This is a genomic window from Clostridium sp. (genome assembly GCF_022482905.1).
Taxonomy (GTDB): domain Bacteria; phylum Bacillota; class Clostridia; order Clostridiales; family Clostridiaceae; genus Clostridium_B.
Genome location: NZ_JAKVOI010000001.1, coordinates 1,391,505 through 1,413,484, shown reverse-complemented (window position 1 = coordinate 1,413,484; position 21,980 = coordinate 1,391,505). Strand labels below are relative to the sequence as shown.

Genomic DNA, 21,980 nt, shown 5'->3' with positions numbered 1-21,980 from the left:
ATGGAGGATAAAATTTAAATGAATATTTATGATTTGTGGTTTTCTTCAGCACAAATATCCAGCAGGCTAAAACTGAATATCTTAAAGAGATTCAGCAGCGTGGAGGAAGTATGGATGAATGTAATTAGGCATAATACTTTGGTGGATTCATGCGAGAGCAAATATGAAAATATGAATGTAATTTCGGCATTAAAAAGGGCGTGGCAAAAAGATCAGCTGGAGTTAAAGATGGAATACTGCTATGAGAAAGGTATAGGAAGTGTAAATTTTAATGAGGACTCTTATCCTTCAAGATTGAAAAATTATGAAGATTCACCAGCTGTTTTATTCTATATAGGAAATGTAGTAAAATTAGATAAAAATTTAAATGTAGGTATAGTGGGTTCAAGAAAATGCAGTATATATGGCAGAAATGCCGCTGAAATAATAAGCAGGGAGATATCAAAAAATAATATTAATGTAATTAGTGGCATGGCCAGAGGAATAGACTCATATGCCCACAGGGGAGCAATTGAGTCAAATGGATATACTTGTGCTGTGTTCGGATCGGGAGTGGACGTTATATATCCAAGGGAAAACCGGAAATTATATAAAGATATTCTGGCTAATGGTGCAGTTGTTTCAGAATTTATACCCGGGGTCAAACCAATTTCATACAATTTCCCGAAAAGAAATAGAATAATAAGTGGATTGAGTGATGTACTGGTTGTAGTGGAGGCTGCTGAAAGAAGCGGGGCTTTGATAACTGCAGATATGGCATTGGAACAGGGGAAAAGCGTTATGGCAGTTCCGGGTTCAATTTTTTCGGAGGAAAGCAGGGGAACAAATAGACTGATAAAGCAAGGTGCATATCCGCTTACCAATATTGAAGATATATTTCAAATCTTAGAAGTTGAGTATGAGACAAGGTCAGTTGAATTTGATAAGAAATCAGACAATCTAACTAAAACCGAACAAAAAATTTACAGTATTATAGGAGATACTCCAATACATATAGACGACATTTCTAAAATAGCTAATGTTGACATAAAACAATTATATGAGTTATTATTTGAATTGCAGTTAAAAAAACAAATAATATGTCTTTCAGGTAATTATTATGTTAAAGATCCAGATAAAAGTGTAATAATAGATTGATATAATTCTAAAATACGAAACTATTTATTATAAATTAATTACAGATATATATTACTTGAATAAAATGAGGGGGTGTGATGCTCTGGCATAATTTTGGCCAGAGTTAAGATATGGGACAAAAATTAGTTATAGTTGAATCACCGGCAAAAGCTAAAACAATAGGAAAGTATTTAGGAAAGAACTATGTGGTAGAAGCTTCCATGGGTCATGTAAGAGATCTTCCCAAAAGTCAGCTTGGCGTAGATACAGATAATAATTATAATCCTAAATATATAACTATAAGAGGCAAGGGTGAACTTTTAAGCAAATTAAGAAAGGAAGCCAAGAAAAGCGATAAAATATATTTGGCTACTGACCCTGATAGAGAGGGAGAAGCTATTTCATGGCATTTGGCCAATGTACTTAAGCTAGACGACAGTGAAAAGTGCAGAATAGAATTTCATGAGATAACAAAGACGGCTGTTAAAGGGTCAATACAAAATGCCAGAAAGATAAACATCAATCTTGTAAATGCCCAGCAGGCACGAAGAGTATTAGACAGACTTGTTGGATATAAGATAAGTCCTATACTCTGGAGAAAAGTAAAATGGGGACTGAGTGCAGGAAGAGTTCAATCCGTAGCACTTAAAATGATATGTGAAAGAGAAAAGCAGATAAAGGAATTTGTACCGGAGGAATATTGGACAATTGAATGTTTTTTAAGCAAACAATCCTCAAAAAAAGATTTTAAAGTCAGACTTACCACTTTTAAAAAAAAGAAACTTGAAATTAAAAATAAAGAAGAAGCGGATAAAATAATAGAGGATTTAAAATCAGGGGATTTTATAGTAAAAAATATAAAGAAGACGTCCAAAAATAAAAATCCACTTCCGCCATTTACAACGAGTACCCTCCAGCAGGACGCATACAAAAAATTGAACTTTTCCACCAAGAGGACAATGTCAATAGCACAGCAGTTGTATGAAGGAGTGGATATTAAAAAATATGGTACCATAGGACTTATAACTTATATGAGAACTGATTCTGTAAGGATTGCAGAAGAAGCACAGCATGATTGCAGAAATTTTGTGGTAGATAATTTTGGACAAAAATATATTCCTGAAAGTCCAAGAAATTTCAAGGGAAAAAAGAATATACAGGATGCACATGAAGCTGTAAGACCAACAAATGTATCTATAACACCTGATATAGTCAAGGAAAGCTTAAAACCGGAACAATATAAGCTGTACAATCTTATATGGAAGCGATTTGTTGCCAGCCAGATGTCTTCAAGTATAATCGAGGTAAAATCCATAGACATAGCAAATGGCAGCTATATCCTCAGGGCAAGCGGATCAAAGGTTAAATTCGATGGATTTATGAAGGTATATGACTATTCTACAGAAGATGAAAAAGAGGATTCCAATCTCCCTGAGTTAACTGTAGATGAAATGCTTATGAGAAAATCTATTGAAGGCAAACAGCACTTTACACAGCCGCCGGCAAGGTATTCGGAGGCATCGCTTGTGAAGACGCTGGAGGAAAATGGCATAGGCAGACCAAGTACCTATGCACCTATAATATCTACTTTACTAGATAGAAAGTATGTTGAGCGTGACAAAAAGACACTGTCTCCGACGGAATTGGGGAATATAGTAAATAATATATTAAGTGAATATTTTAAGCAGATAGTCGATGTGGAATTCACAGCGGATATGGAAAACAAACTGGACAGCATAGAAGAGGGAAAAGAGAATTGGAGAAATGTTGTCGGAGGTTTTTTTGAACCTCTGAAAAAATCCATAGACATAGCTGAAAAAGAAGTAGCAAAAATAACAATAGAAGACAAAGTAACAGATATAAAATGTGACAAATGCGGAAGGTTCATGGTTATAAAGCATGGAAGATTTGGTGATTTTTTAGCCTGTCCAGGTTATCCTGAATGTAAAAATACAAAACCAATAGTTAAAGAACTGGATGTAAAATGCCCTAAATGTGGCGATGGAAAAGTAGTTGAAAAGAGAAGCAGAAAGGGAAGAAAATTTTATGGATGTACCAACTATCCTGAGTGTGATTTTGTAAGCTGGTTTGAACCTACAGATAAAAAGTGTCCTGCTTGTGGCAGCTATATGGTAAAGAAATACAATAAATCAAAGGGAAATTATCTGGAGTGTTCTAATAGTGAATGCAAGCATAGAGAATATAATATTAAAAGTGATGAGGATGACAGCAATAATGTGACAAAATAAGCACTATTAAAAGGGACACTTGAGTGATAGAAAATGTATTTAAACTTTAAATATATTTTCTATCAATTTATTGTGCCTAAGCTTATATTCCAATAATACAGTAAATTAAAAATTATTGTTGAATTATAGTATGTGTTATGGTATTATGTTTAAGGATATGGAATAATTCTAAATATTTAAAAAATTAAACTGATTTTAATTTGCATTTTGTGTAAAATTTATTTACATAATTGCTGCAATTTATATATTTGTTTTTATTATACCTTTGTGTAAACATATCCATAGCTCTGGTGTCAAATATGAATTGTCCTAAGGAGGAATTTTTAATGATGTCTTTGTTAAACAAGACAAGAATGTTAAATAAAATATTGCAAAAATCAGGTACCGAACTAGTAGTTTTTAATGATATATGCAACTTGCTGGGAGAAGTATTAAACTGCAATGTATATATTATAAGCAAAACAGGAGATATATTAGGTAGCGACTTTTCTGAAAGTTTTGATAATAATACTTTTGAGAAGAAATTTACAGATGAAAATAACTTCCCAGAAAAATATAACAACAAATTATTGGGAGTATATGAAACGGTTTCAAATATAACTGATAAAGAAATATTTAATACTGGTGAAAGTGAATTGGAGTTTGATGATAAATTATTGATGGTAGTTCCGATAATAGGAGGAAGAGAGAGACTTGCCACATTGTTTCTTGCAAGATTTGACGAAAAGTTCACAGACGAAGATATTGTCCTTGGAGAATACAGTGCAACTATAATAGGTCTTGAAATCTTAAAAGCCAAAAATGATCAGATCGAGGAAGAAGCAAGGAAGAAAGCGGTAGTCCAGCTGGCTATAGGGACTCTTTCCTATTCAGAATTAGAAGCTGTTGAACATATATTTAAAGAACTGGATGGAAATGAAGGACTGCTTGTTGCATCCAAAATAGCAGATAAAGTTGGAATAACGAGATCTGTAATTGTAAATGCACTTAGAAAGTTTGAAAGTGCAGGTGTAATTGAATCAAGATCACTTGGTATGAAAGGAACCCATATTAAAATATTAAATAATAAACTTTTGGATGAACTTAAAAAAATAAAATAGAATTTTATTGAACAGATGGATTTGTTGTGATATACTACTTACAGTAATAATTACACACATTATCTAATTTATAGGCGGGTGCCATATGGTAAACCTATGAGTATGAAGATGATGGAGGAAAAAACCTAGGAGGGAAAAAATATGTCAATTATATCAATGAAACAGTTACTGGAAGCAGGTGTCCATTTTGGACATCAGACGAGAAGATGGAATCCTAAAATGGCTCCATATATATTTACAGAGAGAAATGGAATCTATATAATAGATTTACAGAAGACTGTGAAGAAAGTTGAAAAAGCATATGAATTTGTAAGGGAAGTTGCACTTAGTGGAAAGGATGTACTTTTTGTTGGGACTAAAAAGCAGGCACAGGAAGCAATTGAGCAGGAAGCAACAAGATGTGATATGTTCTATGTCAACAACAGATGGCTGGGTGGAATGCTTACAAATTTTCAAACTATAAAAACTAGAATTCAAAAATTAGAAGGTTTGCAGAAGATGGAGGAAGACGGAACCTTTGAAGTCCTTCCTAAAAAAGAGGTTATTAAGCTTAAGGGTGAACAGCAGAAACTCGAGAAGAACCTAGGCGGAATCAAAGCTATGGATGCCAATAATATAGGAGCAATATTTGTAGTAGATCCAAGAAAAGAGAGAAATGCCATATCAGAAGCTAAAATTCTCGGTATTCCAGTTGTAGCAATTGTAGATACTAATTGCGATCCTGATGAAGTGGATTATGTAATACCTGGAAATGATGATGCAATAAGGGCGGTAAAATTGATTACTTCAAAAATGGCTGATGCAGTAGTTGAAGGAAGACAGGGAGAGCAACTGGCTGAATAATACATTATAAAAGGATTAAATACGGATATTGAAGGGAGTTGAAAACCGCAGTTTAGCATTTATATTCATTGGTGCTAAAATCGGGAAATACTTATGATAACTGCAAATATGGTAAAAGATTTAAGAGAGAGAACTGGTGCAGGCATGATGGACTGCAAAAAAGCTTTGTCTGAGACAAATGGAGATTTGGATAAGGCTATTGAAGTATTACGTGAGAAGGGATTGGCTGCAGCAGCTAAGAAAGCAGGAAGAATAGCAGCAGAAGGTCTTGTTAAAACTTATATTTCTGAAGATGGAAAGAGTGCCTCAATAGTTGAGATAAATTGTGAAACAGACTTTGTTGCTGTCAATAGTGAGTTTGTAAAGTTTGCAGATACAGTTGCAAAACAGGCATCATACACAAGTTCAGATTCAGTGGAAAAACTTGTGGAGGAAAAATATTTATTGGATGAAACAAAGACTATATCCCAGGCCCTTACTGAACTTATTTCAAAACTCGGTGAAAATATGACAGTAAGAAGATTTAAAAGGTTATCCGTTGAAAATGGAGTAATTGCAAGTTATATACACGGTGGTGGAAGAATTGGAGTTTTGGTTAAGGTTGAAAGTGACAAACAGGGTGAAATCCTTAAAGAAGTTGCAAAGGATGTTGCCATGCAGGTTGCAGCAGCCAATCCAGCTTTTTTAGATGAAAATTCAGTAGATGAAGATGTATTGAACAAGGAAAAGGAAATATATAGAGCACAGGCATTGAATGAAGGTAAACCTGAAAAAATCATTGAGAAAATGATTGGGGGAAGAATAAAGAAATTCTATAAGGAAAATTGTCTGGTGGATCAAGTTTGGATAAAGGATTCGGATTTGACTATTGCCAAATATCTTCAAAACAAGTCCAAGGAAAATGGAGCGCCCATAAAAATTACTGCTTTTGAAAGATTTGAAAAAGGTGAAGGAATAGAGAAGAAGACTGAAGATTTTGCCGAAGAAGTAAAAAAGCAGATGCAGGGTAAATAGAAACTGAAAAGAGAACACTGTGTGTTCTCTTTTTTTAGAATAGGGATATATAAAATCTAATTTTTATTATTGGAGGTTGTATTGAATGAGCATTGCCAAGTATAATAGAGTCATGCTTAAGCTTTCAGGAGAAGCTCTTGCAGGAAATAACGGATATGGTATAGATTTTAATGTAACAAAAAAGATAGCTGAGCAGATAAAAAAATTGGTGGATATGAACGTTAAGGTTGGAGCTGTTGTCGGCGGCGGAAATATCTGGAGAGGAAGAAATGGAGGAGGTATGGATAGAACCACGGCAGATTACATGGGAATGCTTGCTACATGTATAAATGCACTTGCACTTCAGGATTCTCTTGAAAACTTGGGAGTCACTACAAGGGTACAGACGGCTATTGAAATGAGAGAAGTTGCTGAACCTTTTATACGAAGAAGAGCCATGAGACATCTTGAGAAAGACAGGGTGGTTATATTTGCGGCAGGTACCGGAAATCCATATTTTTCTACGGACACAACTGCGGCTTTACGTGCAGCGGAAATAGAAGCGGATGTCATACTTCTTGCAAAAAAGGTTGATGGAGTATATGATAAAGATCCTCACAAATGCAGTGATGCTGTAAAATTTAGTAAGTTGTCATATATTGAAGTGCTTGAAAAGGGGCTTCAGGTAATGGATTCTACTGCAACTTCACTTTGTATGGACAATAATATTCCTATTCTGGTGTTTGGACTTGACAATCCGGAGAACATATCAAAGGCAGTTATTGGAGAAGAAATTGGTACAATTGTGTGCAAAGAATAAATTTTAGGAGGTATTTCTATGATTGAAGATATTTTGAAAATTGCAGATGAAAAAATGAAGAAAACTACCGAGACTTTGAAAAAAGAATTGGCATCCATGAAGGCAGGGAGAGCTAATACAGCAATGCTGGATAGAATAGAGGCCGAATATTATGGCAGCAATACACCTATAAACCAACTTGGAAATATATCCATACCGGAACCTAGAGTACTTGCCATTCAGCCCTGGGATAAAAGTTCCATCAAGGCTATAGAAAAAGCCATACTGAAATCTGATCTCGGTATCAATCCGTCAAATGATGGTGAAGTAATAAGACTGGTAGTACCTGAACTTACTGAAGAAACCAGAAAAGAAATAGTTAAAAATGTTAAAAAAGCTGAAGAAAATTCAAAAGTTGCAATAAGGGCCATTAGAAGAGATTGTAATGATAAACTGAAATCCCTTAAAAAAAATAATGACATAACCGAGGATCAACTGAAAAAGTCAGAAGAAGACATACAGAAAAAGACAGACAGTTTTATAAAGGATATAGAAAACATAGTTGAAGCTAAAGAGAAGGAAGTTATGTCAATATAGTCTGTAATGTTTTTAAACCTGCGAATTCGCAGGTTTTATTAAAATACTGCACTGAAAGAACTATTTATTGAAAGGGGAGGTTTGAAAATGGCGGAAAATTTTAATATAAATACAGATAATGCAGATACTATAATACATATTGATATTAATAATATACCTAAACATATAGGCATCATAATGGATGGAAATGGAAGGTGGGCAAAAAAGCGAAATCTTCCCAGAACTTTGGGGCACAAGGCTGGAGTTGAGGCTATAAGGGAAATTGTAAAAGAGTGCAGCAATATAGGTGTCAAGTATCTTACGCTGTATGCATTTTCTACTGAAAATTGGTGCAGACCCAGGGATGAGGTATCTGCACTCATGAGATTATTAGTCCAGTATTTGAGAAGAGAATTTAGTGAACTCGACAAAAATAATGTTATAATAAATCATATCGGAGATATATCACAACTTCCAGAATTATGTCAGAAGGAACTGGAAAGTGCCTATGAAAATACCAGAAACAATACCGGACTGATTTTGAATCTTGCCCTGAACTATGGTGGAAGGGCAGAAATTGCAAGGGCATTCAAATTGATAGCTTCGGACATAAAAGATGGTTTGCTTGAAGCTGAGGATATAGACGAGAGTATGATTTCAAATTATCTGTATACGAAAAATATGCCGGACCCTGATATTATAATAAGACCTAGCGGAGAGAAAAGACTGAGTAATTTTATGCTGTGGCAGTGTGCATATTCCGAGTTCTGGTATTCGGATATATACTGGCCTGATTTTAAGAAAGAAGATCTTCTTAAGGCCATATATGACTATCAAAACAGGAACAGGAGATTTGGCGGAATTAAATAGATGAAAGTATGATGTTAATTGATTTTGGGGAGGTGCTAGTGTGAATAATAGATATTTGGGGGCAGTTGTAATTGCTCCTTTTATTTTATTTCTATTTGTAGGCGGCATATATTTGAAATATGCAATTATGATTTTATCGCTTATGGGAATGTATGAATTTTATAAAGTATCTGAAAAAAAAGAAGTAAAGGCGATTAATAAAGTAGGGTACCTGATGTGCATAGCTTATTTTATTTCAATGGGATATGAGGTAAACTACAGATTTATATTTCTTGTATTGATGATATCAATATTTGTTCTCATGTGTACAGTGGTATTGGATTTAAAGTACAACTTTATTGATATTTCTATTACAGTACTTGGATTTCTGTATGTAGCCGTATTTTTTAGTTTTATCGTACTAGTAGATAATGTAAACCATGGTGAGTATCTGGTGTGGACTATATTTATTTCCTCATGGATCTGTGATACTACTGCATATTACAGCGGCAGATTTTTCGGAAAAAGAAAACTCTGTCCGGAATTAAGTCCCAAAAAGACAGTGGAAGGTTCTATTGGTGGAGTTGCCGGAAGTACTATAAGCTGTATAATATTTGGAATCTTTGCGGAAAGCATGGGGGTTCCTATTCAGATATATCATTACATTGCAATAGGAATTTTATGCGGAACTTTTTCACAGTTTGGAGATTTATTTGCTTCTTCTATAAAGAGATATGCTGGAGCAAAAGATTACAGCAATTTAATACCCGGACATGGTGGAATATTGGATAGGTTTGACAGTGTGCTCTTTTCAAGCTTCATAGTCTATTATTATGTGATATTTGCAAATCTAACCTAAGGCAAATATGGTATAATGGGCATATCATATTTAGTTTTTACTAATTGTAATACAGGAGATGTTTTAATGAAAAAAATTTCTATACTTGGAGCTACGGGTTCGATAGGTACACAGACATTGGATGTAATGAGAAGAGATAGAGAAAATTTTAAGCTAGTCGGAATTTCTGCCAGGAAAAATGTATACAAACTTATGGAAATAATAGATGAATTCCATCCGGAATATGTTGTTTTGAATGAAAAAGCGGCTTATGATAAAATTAAAGAATACTGCAGTAATAAAAGTTTGAATATAGAAATATTATTTGGAGTAGAGGGATTGAACACTATAGCCTCATTGGAAGAAGTGGATATAGTTGTTACATCCGTGGTTGGAATTGCAGGACTTGTACCAACTCTTGAGGCAATTAAGTCCGGGAAGGTTATAGCTCTTGCCAATAAGGAAACACTGGTTGCAGGAGGCAAGATAGTCATCGATGAAATGAAAAAACACAATGCAAGTATAGTTCCCGTGGATTCTGAACATGGAGCAATTTTTCAATGCCTCAGGGGAAATGAAGGTGAAGCTGTAAGCAGAATTCTGCTTACAGCTTCAGGAGGGCCCTTTAGAGGCAAAAAGAAGAATGATCTTGAAGGTGTAACTGTTGAAGAGGCTTTGAATCATCCAAAATGGAATATGGGTAAAAAACTTACAGTTGATTCAGCTACATTTATGAACAAAGGGCTTGAAGTCATAGAAGCACACTGGCTCTTTAATGTACCATATGAAAAGATACAGGTTGTAGTGCATCCTGAAAGTGTAGTTCATTCCATGGTGGAGTATGTAGACGGAAGTGTTATTGCACAGCTTGGAAGTACTGATATGAGACTGCCGATACAATATGCACTGAACTATCCTGAAAGAAAAAGCGCGGTAGTGGATAGGCTGGATTTTTACAGGCTGAATGAACTACATTTTGAAAAGCCGGATATGGATACTTTCAGGCCGCTTAGATTTGCATATGAGGCAGGAGAAAGTGGAGGAACCATGCCTGCAATATTAAATTGTGCCAACGAAGAAGCGGTTTCCATGTTTCTGGAAGGCAGAATCAAATTCCTGGATATAATGGATATACTGGAAGACTGCATGAACAAGTTTGAAAAGAAAGACGACTATACATTAGAGGATATATTGGAATTAAATGTTAAGATAAAAGAATATATGAAATTACGATATTGTAAATAGAATTGATTATTTAGGAGGAATGCTATTTGTATATAATTGCAGCTATACTGGCTTTTGGACTGTTGATTTTGATTCATGAATTGGGACATTTTACACTTGCTAAAATAAATGGAGTGAAAGTTGAGGAATTTGCCATAGGCATGGGACCACAGCTTGTTGGAATAAAAGGAAAGGAAACCAAATATTCCATCAAACTGCTTCCCATAGGAGGATATGTAAAAATGCTTGGTGAAGAAGGGGATAGTGCAGACCCGAGAGCTTTCAACAATAAAAGCCCCATTAGAAAACTCAGCATTGTAGCTGCCGGACCTATAATGAACCTTTTGCTGGGAATAGTTCTATTTGCCGTTATAGCATCACAAAAAGGATACTGGGCACCGATAATAGACAAGACGATTGCAAACAAACCAGCTCAAGAAGTAGGACTAAAAGCCGGAGACAGGATAATAAAGGCCAATAATTCTAAAATTCTCACCTGGGAAGACTTTCTGACAGAAGTGTATATGAATGGGCAGAATCCAGTAAATATAGTTTACAAAAGAGGGGATGCAACCAAACAGGTTGTGGTAAAACCTGTATTTGACAAATCTGAAAACAGGTATATGATTGGAGCCTATGGAAAACAGATTTTAAATCCGGGTATAGGACAGTCTGTATATTATGGAGTTATAGAAACGAGGTCTCTAATAAATCAAACAATTGCTTTTTTTAAGACATTGTTTATGGGAAAAGCCAATATGGATAATGTAGGTGGCCCTGTAACCATAATAAAAATGTCGGGTGCTGCTGCAAAAGCGGGAATATTTACATTGCTGGCCTTTTGTGCTTATATAAGCATCCAGCTTGCAATATTTAATATAATACCATTCCCTGCGCTGGACGGAGGTTATATATTTTTATTTATATTTGAAATAATAACAGGAAAAAAAGTCGACCAGAATAAAGTTGGAGTAATTAATTATGTAGGATTTGCCATATTGATGATTCTGATGGTTCTTGTGACGGTAAAGGATGTGCTGCATCCTGTTCAGTTTTAAAGTATAAAATTTAATCTAAAGGCAGAGAATTCAAAATGAAAAGATCACATACAAAAAAGATAAAATTGGGAGATGTATTTGTAGGGGAGAATTCTGATATAACGGTTCAATCCATGACAAATACGGATACGAGAGATAAAAAAAGCACCATAGATCAGATACTGGAACTGGAAAAGGCAGGATGCGATATTGTAAGATGTGCCGTACCGGATATGGAAGCCTGTGATGCTTTAAGGGATATTGTAAAAGCTTCCAGTATACCTGTAGTTGCAGATATACATTTTGACTACAGGCTGGCACTTGAATCAATAAAAAACGGAGTATCGGCTCTTAGAATAAATCCAGGAAACATAGGAGACGAACATAGAGTAAAGGAAGTTGCAAAAAGTGCGAAGGCCTCGGGAATACCTATACGAATAGGGGTAAATTCGGGTTCCCTGAGCAAGGATATACTAGATAAATATGGAAGAGTTTCATCTGAAGCACTTGTTGAAAGTGCAATGCATCATGTTTCCATACTGGAAAATGAGGATTTTCACGATATAGTGATATCTATAAAGTCTTCAAATGTCGTCCAGATGATTGAAAGTTACAGAAGTATATCAAAAATTACGGATTATCCTCTCCATCTTGGAGTGACTGAGGCAGGTACTCCATTTAGAGGTACAATAAAATCCAGTGTGGGAATAGGCACGCTTCTAATGGAGGGAATAGGAGACACTATAAGAGTTTCACTTACAGGAAATCCGGTAAAGGAAGTTGAGACCGGAAAGGAAATTTTAAAAGCCTGTGGACTTTTGAAGAAGGGAATTGAACTTATATCGTGTCCGACCTGCGGCAGGACACAAATTGATCTCATAAAGATAGCAGAGGAAGTAGAAGAGCGCCTTTCCAATGTGAATAAAAACATTAAAGTTGCAGTTATGGGATGCGTGGTAAATGGACCTGGAGAAGCAGCAGAAGCAGATATTGGAATTGCTGGAGGAAATAGTATGGGACTTATATTTAAAAATGGCAGGATTATAAAAAAGGTGAGTGAAGACAATCTGGTTGAAGCACTCATGGAGGAAATTGAAAATATGTAGCTTGCCTTTGAAGTTAAGGAGGTGAATTATGAGAACTGATATTAAAAAGATTTTACAGCAGAATATAGATTGCAGCACTGATGGTGTCCTGGAGGACATAAAACTTCAAAAAGTACAGTATTTGAAAAAGAGCAACAAGCTCAATATAATAGTTAAATCTGTAAATGAACTCAATGATTCCATTCAATCCAGGATAAAGCAGCTTGTGTCAAAGCAGCTTGGATGCTTTCAAAATATTGATCTCATATGCTGCAAAGATATATCGAATGTATCCCTAAAGGATATTTGCGAAAATTATTGGATGGAAGTTGTAAATGTGGTATCTTCATATGTTCCGGTATGCAGACAGTTTTTGGCAAAGTCTTCAAGAACGGTAGATGACAGCTCTATAAATCTGTATAACGGCAATAGTTTCCTGTGCAGTTTTCTTCAGGACAAAAGCGTTGAAAATAAAATGAAAAAAATTATAAAGGATATATTCGGCATAGACTGCAGTGTTCATATTGTATATGATAAAACTCTCAGTAATGAAAATTTTTTAGATGAAAGTGAAGACAAGGAAAAAGATTATATAAAGTACCTGATGAAAAACAGAAAAGTTGTTTCTGCTCCGGAATCGAACAGTACACAGAAAGAGAAAAAATTAAAGTTTCAAAATGAAAAGAATGCTTCAAAATCCGCCAATGTAATATTTGGAAGGAATATAACGATATCACCTGTTGAAATAAAGTCGATAACAGAAGTCCAGGGTGTAGTTGCAATACAGGGAACCATATTCAAAAAGGAAATAATAGAGACCAAGATGGGAAGAAAAATAATTACATTTTACATAACGGATTATACAAGTTCAATTACTGTAAAATTTTTTCCGAGACCCAGGGATGCGGACAGAATAATTGAGGAGATAAAAGAAGGCCTCTACTGTATGGTAAGAGGTGAAACCGTAAATGATCCCTATGCAAGAGAACTGGTAATAATGGCAAAGGACATAGTAAAATCCATTAAGATAAAAAAACAGGACGATGCGGAGAAAAAGAGAGTGGAACTGCATCTGCACACACAGATGAGTGCCATGGATGCAGTAAGTTCTGCATCAAGTCTTATAGAAAGGGCGGCATCTTACGGACATAAAGCCATAGCTATAACGGACCATGGTGTAGTTCAGGCATATCCCGAGGCCATGGCTGCTGCCCAAAAGAACAATATAAAGGTCATATATGGCGTGGAAGCCTATCTTGTAGATGATGGAATACCAATTACTATAAATCCAGGAAAGAGAAGCTTGCAGGACACATATGTTGTATTTGATATTGAAACCACGGGGCTGTCCAGTATCAATGATAGGATAATAGAAATAGGTGCGGTAAAGATAAAAGACGGTAAGGTAATAGACAAATTCAGTGAATTTGTAAATCCGGGAATACCAATACCGATGAATATTGTAGAACTTACAAGCATTACAGATGAAATGGTAGAGAAGGCAGATGGAATAGGGAAAATACTCCCCGATTTTTTGGAGTTTGTAGGTGATGCTGTGGTTGTGGCCCATAATGCAAGCTTTGATACGGGATTTATAAAGAAAAACTGCAGGGATATGAATCTGGAATTCAACTGCCCTATTATGGATACGGTGGCATTGTGCAGATTCCTCATTCCAGAACTGAAGAAATTCAAATTGAATATAGTTGCCAAACATCTTGGAGTGTCTCTGGAAAATCACCATAGAGCCGTAGATGATGCAGGGGCGACGGCCCAAATACTCTTAAAGTGTTTTAAAATGCTGGAAGACAGGAATATATCGGATTTGGAAACACTTAATGAGGAATTCCTGAAAAATATAGATGTTAAAAAACAGCCTACATATCATCTCATAATACTTGTTAAAAATCAGGTGGGATTGAAAAATCTATACAAACTTGTTTCACTTTCCCATCTTGACTATTTTTTCAAAAGACCACGAATGCCGAAGAGTCTCATAATGAAATACAGGAAAGGACTTATAATAGGAGGAGCCTGTGAAGCAGGACAGGTATACAGGATGGTACTCAGCGGGAAAAGTGATGCTGAAATGGAGGATATTCTGAAATTTTACGACTATCTGGAAATACAGCCTATAGGGAACAATAAGTTCATGATTCAAAATGGAACTGTTAAGGATGATGACGAACTCATAAGAATAAACGAGAGAATATGCTCACTTGGAGAAAAGTACAATATACCTGTAATTGCTACAGGAGATGTACATTTCATGGATAAAAGGGATGAGGTGTTCAGGCGTATAATAATGGCCGGCCAGGGATTTTCCGATGCAGACAGTCAACCGCCGCTTTACTTCAGAACTACAGAAGAGATGCTCTCGGAATTTACATATTTAGGTGAGAAAAAGGCCATGGAAGTGGTTGTAGAAAACACAAACATGATTGCAGATATGATAGGTGATGTAAAGCCTATACCTGATGAGACATTTCCTCCTAAAATAGAAGGGGCGGAAGAGCAGATAAAGGAAATGACACTTAACAAGGTACACTCCATATATGGCGAAAAGTTACCTGACATAGTACAGAAAAGGCTGGATAAAGAGTTGAATTCAATAATAAACAATGGATATGCAGTTCTGTACCTCATTGCGGAAAAGCTTGTGGCCAAATCCTCACAGGATGGTTATCTGGTAGGATCAAGGGGATCGGTAGGATCTTCATTTGTAGCAACAATGTCAAATATTACTGAAGTAAACGGACTCCCACCCCATTATGTATGTCCAAAGTGCAAACACAGTGAATTTATTACGGATGGTTCCGTGAGCTCGGGAGCAGATCTTCCGGAGAAGAACTGCCCTGAATGCGGAACAGAAATGAGGCGTGACGGTCATGACATACCTTTTGAAACCTTTCTTGGATTCAATGGAGACAAGGAACCGGATATAGATCTGAATTTTTCCGGTGAATATCAATCAGTAGTTCACAAGTACACGGAAGAGCTATTTGGAAAGGGTCACGTTTTTAAAGCCGGAACAATTGGCACCGTAGCCGAGAAGACTGCCTACGGGTATGTGAAAAAGTACTTGTCTGAAAGAAATATAACAGTACCCCAGGCCGAGGTTGAGAGACTCACAATGGGATGTACAGGGATAAAGAGAACTACCGGGCAGCATCCTGGAGGGGTAATGGTAGTTCCAAGTGACAATGAAATATATAATTTTACACCAGTTCAACACCCTGCTAATGACAATGATACTGATATAATAACAACACACTTTGATTATCATTCTATAAGTGGAAGGCTGTTGAAGCTTGATATACTGGGCCACGATGATCCTACAGTACTCAGGATGCTTCAGGATTTGACCGGAGTTAATCCCAAAAAGATTCCACTTGGGGATCCTAAGGTAATAAGTCTTTTTACGTCACCGGAGGCACTTGGCGTTACAGAAGAGGAGCTCGGATGCCCTGTTGGAACTTACGGCCTGCCTGAATTTGGTACTAAATTTGTAAGACAGATGCTTCTGGATACAAAACCAAAGAGTTTTTCAGATCTTGTGAGAATATCTGGACTTTCACATGGTACCAATGTGTGGCTTAATAATGCGCAGTACTATATAAAGGAAGGGTATACAACTCTGAGTGACTGTATAGCCTGCAGAGACGATATAATGATGTATCTTATTGGAAAGGAACTTCAGCCCAAGGATGCTTTTACCATAATGGAGAAAGTGAGGAAGGGAAAAGGGCTTACAGAGGAGAGAGAGGCTCTTATGAAAGAGCACGATGTCCCGGATTGGTATATAGAATCCTGCAAGAAGATAAAATACATGTTCCCCAAAGGTCATGCAGTTGCCTATGTAATGATGGCAATGAGAATTGCATACTTCAAGGTGTACTATCCGGAAGCATATTATGCGACTTATTTTACTGTAAGGGCAGATGAATTTGATGTTGATGTAATTGTAAAAGGGGAGGATTCAATAAAGAGAAAGATGGATGAAATATATGCCATGGGTAATAATGCAACCCAGAAAGACAAGGGACTGCTAACTATTTTGGAGCTTTCATATGAGATGTACAAAAGAAAGATAAAATTTCTCCCGGTGGATATATACAAATCGGATGCTGTAAAATTTTTGATAGAGGACAGCGGCATAAGAATTCCCATAAATACACTTCAGGGTGTAGGTGAAAATGCAGCACAAAATATAGTGTCTGCCAGAGAGAGGGGAGAATTTATTTCAAAGGAGGATCTGAGAACGAGAGCCAAAGTTTCAAAGAGTGTAATGGAAATGCTGGATGAACATGGATGCCTCAAGGGACTTCCTGAAACAAACCAACTGTGCCTGTTTGCATAAGGTAAAAATATTTGTCTTGAAATAAGTATTTTAGTATGATAGAATGTATTTAGTAATTTTACGGAAGCTTGTTTAATTGCAGAGTGGGTTTTAGCCCACTCTTTCTATTTGTAAAAATGCAAAAACGCAGCATAAGTTGCGTTTTTATTATAGCTGTTAACATCTTTTTAAATCAAATTGTTTAAACTATGTATTGAGGAGGAAGTAAGATATGAATAACCTTATAAATAAACTTCATAAATTGATAGATCCTCTGGTAGAAAGTCTAAATTATGAATTGTATTATTTAGAACTGGTAAAGGAGGAAAACGAGAATTATTTGAGAATATATATAGATAAGCAGGATAGCAATATATCTCTGGATGACTGTGAAAAAGTGAGCAGGGCTGTAAGCAGTATTCTGGACGAGAAGGATCCAATAAGTTTTTCTTATTATCTTGAGGTATCTTCACCGGGAATAGAGAGAAAACTTTATACTGATGAACATTTCAAGAGGTATATAGGAAATATGGTAAGAGTCAATATAGCTGGACTGCTTAATGGAAAGAAAGAATATGAAGGAGAACTTCTTGATTTTAATTCTGAGGAATTGAAATTAAAAACTGAATTTCAGAGTATTGATATTCCGAGAAATAAAATTTCCGATGTTAGTTTAAAGGTCAATTTCTAAGGGGAGGTAATGAAAATGAATCAGGAATTTATAGAGGCCTTGAAAGAGATAGTAAAAGAAAAGGGAATAAGTAAAGATTTGCTGTTTACCACTATAGAAGATGCACTAGTAGCAGCTTACAAGAAAAATTATGTTGTGCGCGGTAGCGGAAATCAAAGTGTAAAAGTTACTATGGACAGAGAAAATGGAGAAATACATGTATATTCACAGAAAACAGTAGTGGAATCTCCGGAAGATGATATAAATGAAATATCACTTGAGGATGCGAAATCAATAGATGCAAAATATGAACTTGGTGATCTGGTAAGTATAGAAGTGACTCCCAGAAAATTTGGAAGAGTTGCCGCACAAGCTGCAAAACAGGTTGTAGTCCAGAGAATAAAAGAAGAAGAAAGACGGATAATATACAATGATTTTGCAGAAAAAGAAGATGACATAATAACAGGAGTAGTAATTAGAAAAGATAAAAACAATGTGCTTATAGATCTTGGAAAAACAGAAGCAGTACTTGGCCCTAATGAGCAGATGCCGGGTGAAAGGTATAATTATAACGATAGAATTAAACTGTATATAGTGGAGGTTAAAAATACTACAAAAGGTGCTCAAATTGTCATATCCAGGACTCATCCAGGACTCATAAAGAGATTGTTTGAGCTGGAGGTACCGGAAATATTCGATGGTATAGTGGATATAAAATCCATTGCAAGGGAAGCAGGTTCGAGGACAAAGATTGCTGTACATTCCAACGATGAAAATGTTGATCCCATGGGAGCTTGTGTAGGTCCTAAAGGAGCAAGAGTACAGAGCATAGTAAATGAACTCAAAAATGAAAAAATAGATATAATAAAGTGGAGCAAACTTCCAGAAGAGTATATATCAAATGCACTTAGTCCTGCCAGGGTTTTAGATGTGCAGCTGGATGAGGACAGTAAATTTGCACAAATTATAGTAGATGATGACCAGTTGTCTCTTGCAATAGGAAAGGAAGGGCAGAATGTAAGGTTGGCTGCAAAGCTTACAGGTTGGAAAATTGACATAAAGAGCAAATCGCAGATAAAGAAATTGGATGAAAGTAATGGTAAAATAGAAGAGAGTGAAGATGAAGGCGTAGAAAATCATATTATAAAGTAAGGTGGTGTGATTTATGAAAAAGAAAAAAATACCACAGAGAATGTGTCTTGGATGTATGGAAATGAAACCCAAAAGGGAACTCATAAGAGTTGTAAGAAATAAAGAAGGAGAGGTCTTTGTAGATCTTACCGGTAAGAAGAACGGCAGAGGAGCGTATATCTGCAAGGATATCATGTGCCTGGAGAAGGCATTTAAAAATAAGAGGCTCCAGAAAAATCTCGAAGCTGATATAGATAATGAACTTTATAATAAATTAAAGGATGAAATACAGAATGAAAGATAATTTCTTACAATTTCTAGGTATTGCCAAGCGTGCAGGGAAGGTTCTGGAAGGATATAATAAATGTGAACAAAGCATAAAAAAACGTAATATACGTCTCATAATATTGTCTGAAGATGTTTCTTGCAACACTTTAAATAAATTTTTAAATTATGGCAATAAATATAATATAAAGATAATAAAAAGGTACTCTGAAAAGGAACTTGGATGCGCAGTGGGACAACAGACAATAAAGGTGATTGGCATTACGGATAAAAATATAAGTGAAAAACTTATAGATATTTATAAGGTACAAACTTGATTTTGGGGGTGAAATATTTGTCAAAGATAAGAGTTTATGAATTGGCTAAAGAATTAAATATTACAAGCAAGGAACTGATTGAAATTCTTTCTGAAGAATTTAGTGTAACTGTAAAAAATCATATGAGTGTTATAGAAGAAGAGGATGCGGAACTTATAAAGGAATTCTTTTCTGAGAAGGATGATAAAAAAGAAGAGGAGCTAGTAGAAGAGAAGGAGGAAGTAAAGGATAAAATTCCTTCAGTTCAAAAAGATTCTACCAAAAAGAGCAAATCTAACAGGTCAAAGGGAAAATACAAGAGTAAATCTCAAAATAATACACAGGATGATGGTGATAATAAAAAGAATTCTGGAGAAGATGAAGAAGAAAAGATAATAGAAATTGATGATACAATAACTGTAAAAGAATTATCAGAGAAGATCGGAAAGTCATCTACAGAAGTCATAAAACAGCTTATATTCATGGGTGTAATGGCAGCGATAAATCAGGAAATAGATTTTTCTACAGCAGAAAAATTAGGAGAAAAGTTCAATGTCATTTTAATGAAAAAAGAAAGGGATATTGACAAAGAAGCAGTGGAGCAGGAGGAAGACGATGACAATGAGGAAAATCTGGATAAAAAACCGCCTGTAGTAACGGTAATGGGTCATGTTGATCATGGTAAAACGTCGCTTTTGGATGCTATTAGGAAATCAAAGGTAACAACACATGAAGCCGGCGGAATAACTCAGCATATAGGTGCCTATACTGTAAATATAAATGGAGAGAAGATAACATTTTTGGATACTCCGGGCCACGAAGCTTTTACCGCCATGAGGGCAAGAGGAGCTCAAATCACCGATATAGTCATACTTGTAGTTGCTGCAGATGACGGTATAATGCCGCAGACTGTGGAGGCAATAAATCACTGTAAAGCTGCAAATGTACCTATAGTTGTAGCTATAAATAAAATAGACAGACCAGGAGCAAATCCTGACAGAGTAAAACAGGAACTTACCGAATATGGTATTACACCGGAAGACTGGGGTGGGGATACTATATGCGTTCCAGTTTCTGCACATACCAAAGAGGGGTTGGATACTCTCCTTGAAATGGTACTTTTGACAGCTGAAGTTCAGGAATTAAAAGCAAATCCAAATAGAAATGCCAAGGGAGCTGTAATCGAAGCAAAATTGGATAAGGGAAGAGGACCTGTTGCAACACTGCTTGTTCAAAATGGAACTCTGAGAGTTGGAGATTCGATAATAGTTGGAACTACTTATGGAAGAATAAGAGCTATGTTTGATGACAAAGGTAAAAATATTAAATCCGCAGGGCCGTCTATACCGGTTGAAATACTTGGATTATCAGAAGTACCCTCAGCTGGAGACAGATTCCATCAGGTAAAAGATGAAAAAACTGCAAGAGAACTGGCAGACAGAAGAAAACAGAAAGTAAGGGAGGAGTACCTTCAATCAACTCATAAAGTATCCCTCGAAGACTTATACAATCAGATAAAAGAAGGAAAAGTAAAGGAATTGAATATAATTGTAAAGGCCGATGTCCAAGGATCTATAGAGGCTTTGAGACAGTCACTACAGAAACTTTCAACTGAAGAAGTCAAGGTAAGAGTAATACATGGAGCCGTTGGAGCCATAACGGAAACTGATGTAAGCCTGGCGTCCGCATCAAATGCAATTATAATAGGATTTAATGTAAGGCCTGACAGTAATGCAGAAAAGGCTGCAGAGAAAGAAGCTGTGGATATAAAGACATATAGGGTAATTTATACGGCTATAGAAGATGTAAAATCCGCAATGCTTGGAATGCTTGAACCTGATTACAAAGAAAATGTAACCGGAAAAGCTGAAGTGCGACAGATATATAAAATATCCAGCATAGGAACCATTGCAGGATGTTACGTACTTGATGGAAAAATAGTCAGAAACAGCAATGTGAGAATAATAAGAGACGGTATAGTCATATTTGAATCACAGCTTGCATCTCTAAAAAGATTCAAGGATGATGCCAAAGAGGTTCCACAGGGATTTGAATGCGGAATTTCAGTGGAAAAGTTCAATGATATAAAAGAGGGAGATATAATAGAGACCTATATTATTGAAGAAGTGAAAAAGAAAGAACTTTAGAATGTAATTTGTGCACTGATGTTTTGCGCTGAATATGGAGGGTGATATTTTATGTCTAAGTACAGAAATGGTAGAATAAATGAAGAGATGAAGAAGGAAATAAGCAATATAATAAGGGAAGATGTAAAGGATCCTAGAATTACAGCAATGGTGAGTGTTACAAAGGTTGAAGTTACAAGAGATTTGAGCTATGCTAAAGTATATGTAAGTTTATATGGAAATACCAGGTCAAAAAATGAAACCCTGGAAGCTCTAAAAAATTCATCCGGTTTTATAAGAAGAGAAGTCGGGCATAGAATTAGACTGAGAAATACTCCGGAGATAATTATAGAACTGGATAACAGCATAGAGCAGGGAATGCACATAGATGAGCTTCTAAGAAAAATAAAGGAGCATGAGTAAA

The 21,980-nt window shown here is 35.9% G+C and carries 19 protein-coding genes; all 19 read left to right on the top strand.

Annotation, left to right across the window (positions count from 1 at the left end; all coding sequences use genetic code 11):
* Nucleotides 1-18: 18 nt before the first annotated feature.
* The 19 genes from dprA (at nt 19) to rbfA (ending at nt 21,979) form a co-directional block, all read left to right on the top strand.
* The gene (gene dprA / locus LKE46_RS06965; RefSeq protein ID WP_291719730.1) at nt 19-1,137 is read left to right on the top strand and encodes a DNA-processing protein DprA; all 1,119 of its coding nucleotides are present in this window, start codon (nt 19-21) and stop codon (nt 1,135-1,137) included.
* A gap of 110 nt (nt 1,138-1,247) precedes the next feature.
* Nucleotides 1,248-3,365, top strand: coding sequence for a type I DNA topoisomerase (gene topA / locus LKE46_RS06960; protein ID WP_291719728.1), 2,118 nt, complete (start codon nt 1,248-1,250; stop codon nt 3,363-3,365).
* A gap of 326 nt (nt 3,366-3,691) precedes the next feature.
* Nucleotides 3,692-4,465 carry a GTP-sensing pleiotropic transcriptional regulator CodY gene (gene codY, locus LKE46_RS06955; protein ID WP_291719726.1) on the top strand — a complete coding sequence of 258 codons (774 nt, stop codon included), beginning with the start codon at nt 3,692-3,694 and terminating at the stop codon, nt 4,463-4,465.
* 141 nt (nt 4,466-4,606) lie between these two features.
* A complete protein-coding gene (gene rpsB, locus LKE46_RS06950) occupies nt 4,607-5,308 on the top strand; it encodes a 30S ribosomal protein S2 (RefSeq protein WP_291719724.1) in 702 nt (233 codons plus the stop codon).
* Between the two features lie 93 nt (nt 5,309-5,401).
* Nucleotides 5,402-6,322 (top strand): translation elongation factor Ts, encoded by a 921-nt coding sequence (gene tsf / locus LKE46_RS06945; protein ID WP_291719722.1) that lies wholly within the window; start codon nt 5,402-5,404, stop codon nt 6,320-6,322.
* 85 nt (nt 6,323-6,407) lie between these two features.
* Complete coding sequence (gene pyrH, locus LKE46_RS06940; protein WP_291719720.1) at nt 6,408-7,121, top strand: UMP kinase; 714 nt, start codon at nt 6,408-6,410, stop codon at nt 7,119-7,121.
* An 18-nt stretch (nt 7,122-7,139) separates the two neighbouring features.
* Nucleotides 7,140-7,697, top strand: a complete 558-nt coding sequence (frr, locus tag LKE46_RS06935; RefSeq protein WP_291719718.1) for a ribosome recycling factor — start codon at nt 7,140-7,142, stop codon at nt 7,695-7,697.
* An 87-nt stretch (nt 7,698-7,784) separates the two neighbouring features.
* On the top strand, nt 7,785-8,546 hold the full coding sequence (locus LKE46_RS06930; RefSeq protein WP_291719716.1) for an isoprenyl transferase: 762 nt from the start codon (nt 7,785-7,787) through the stop codon (nt 8,544-8,546).
* A 40-nt stretch (nt 8,547-8,586) separates the two neighbouring features.
* A complete protein-coding gene (locus LKE46_RS06925; RefSeq protein ID WP_291719714.1) occupies nt 8,587-9,384 on the top strand; it encodes a phosphatidate cytidylyltransferase in 798 nt (265 codons plus the stop codon).
* Nucleotides 9,385-9,450: 66 nt separating this feature from the next.
* Nucleotides 9,451-10,608, top strand: coding sequence for a 1-deoxy-D-xylulose-5-phosphate reductoisomerase (locus tag LKE46_RS06920; protein WP_291719712.1), 1,158 nt, complete (start codon nt 9,451-9,453; stop codon nt 10,606-10,608).
* A 26-nt stretch (nt 10,609-10,634) separates the two neighbouring features.
* Nucleotides 10,635-11,645 carry an RIP metalloprotease RseP gene (rseP, locus tag LKE46_RS06915; protein ID WP_291719710.1) on the top strand — a complete coding sequence of 337 codons (1,011 nt, stop codon included), beginning with the start codon at nt 10,635-10,637 and terminating at the stop codon, nt 11,643-11,645.
* A 35-nt stretch (nt 11,646-11,680) separates the two neighbouring features.
* The gene (gene ispG, locus LKE46_RS06910) at nt 11,681-12,730 is read left to right on the top strand and encodes a flavodoxin-dependent (E)-4-hydroxy-3-methylbut-2-enyl-diphosphate synthase (protein WP_291719708.1); all 1,050 of its coding nucleotides are present in this window, start codon (nt 11,681-11,683) and stop codon (nt 12,728-12,730) included.
* Between the two features lie 28 nt (nt 12,731-12,758).
* The gene (locus tag LKE46_RS06905; protein ID WP_291719706.1) at nt 12,759-17,069 is read left to right on the top strand and encodes a PolC-type DNA polymerase III; all 4,311 of its coding nucleotides are present in this window, start codon (nt 12,759-12,761) and stop codon (nt 17,067-17,069) included.
* A gap of 211 nt (nt 17,070-17,280) precedes the next feature.
* Nucleotides 17,281-17,739, top strand: coding sequence for a ribosome maturation factor RimP (gene rimP / locus LKE46_RS06900; protein ID WP_291719703.1), 459 nt, complete (start codon nt 17,281-17,283; stop codon nt 17,737-17,739).
* Nucleotides 17,740-17,754: 15 nt separating this feature from the next.
* Nucleotides 17,755-18,870, top strand: coding sequence for a transcription termination factor NusA (nusA, locus tag LKE46_RS06895; RefSeq protein WP_291719701.1), 1,116 nt, complete (start codon nt 17,755-17,757; stop codon nt 18,868-18,870).
* A gap of 13 nt (nt 18,871-18,883) precedes the next feature.
* Nucleotides 18,884-19,153 carry an RNase P modulator RnpM gene (rnpM, locus tag LKE46_RS06890; RefSeq protein WP_291719699.1) on the top strand — a complete coding sequence of 90 codons (270 nt, stop codon included), beginning with the start codon at nt 18,884-18,886 and terminating at the stop codon, nt 19,151-19,153.
* Nucleotides 19,131-19,451, top strand: a complete 321-nt coding sequence (locus LKE46_RS06885) for a ribosomal L7Ae/L30e/S12e/Gadd45 family protein (protein ID WP_291719697.1) — start codon at nt 19,131-19,133, stop codon at nt 19,449-19,451. The genes rnpM and LKE46_RS06885 overlap by 23 nt, the downstream gene beginning before the upstream one ends.
* A gap of 17 nt (nt 19,452-19,468) precedes the next feature.
* Nucleotides 19,469-21,577, top strand: a complete 2,109-nt coding sequence (gene infB, locus LKE46_RS06880; RefSeq protein WP_291719695.1) for a translation initiation factor IF-2 — start codon at nt 19,469-19,471, stop codon at nt 21,575-21,577.
* Nucleotides 21,578-21,628: 51 nt separating this feature from the next.
* The gene (rbfA, locus tag LKE46_RS06875; protein ID WP_291719693.1) at nt 21,629-21,979 is read left to right on the top strand and encodes a 30S ribosome-binding factor RbfA; all 351 of its coding nucleotides are present in this window, start codon (nt 21,629-21,631) and stop codon (nt 21,977-21,979) included.
* Nucleotide 21,980 lies beyond the last annotated feature (1 nt).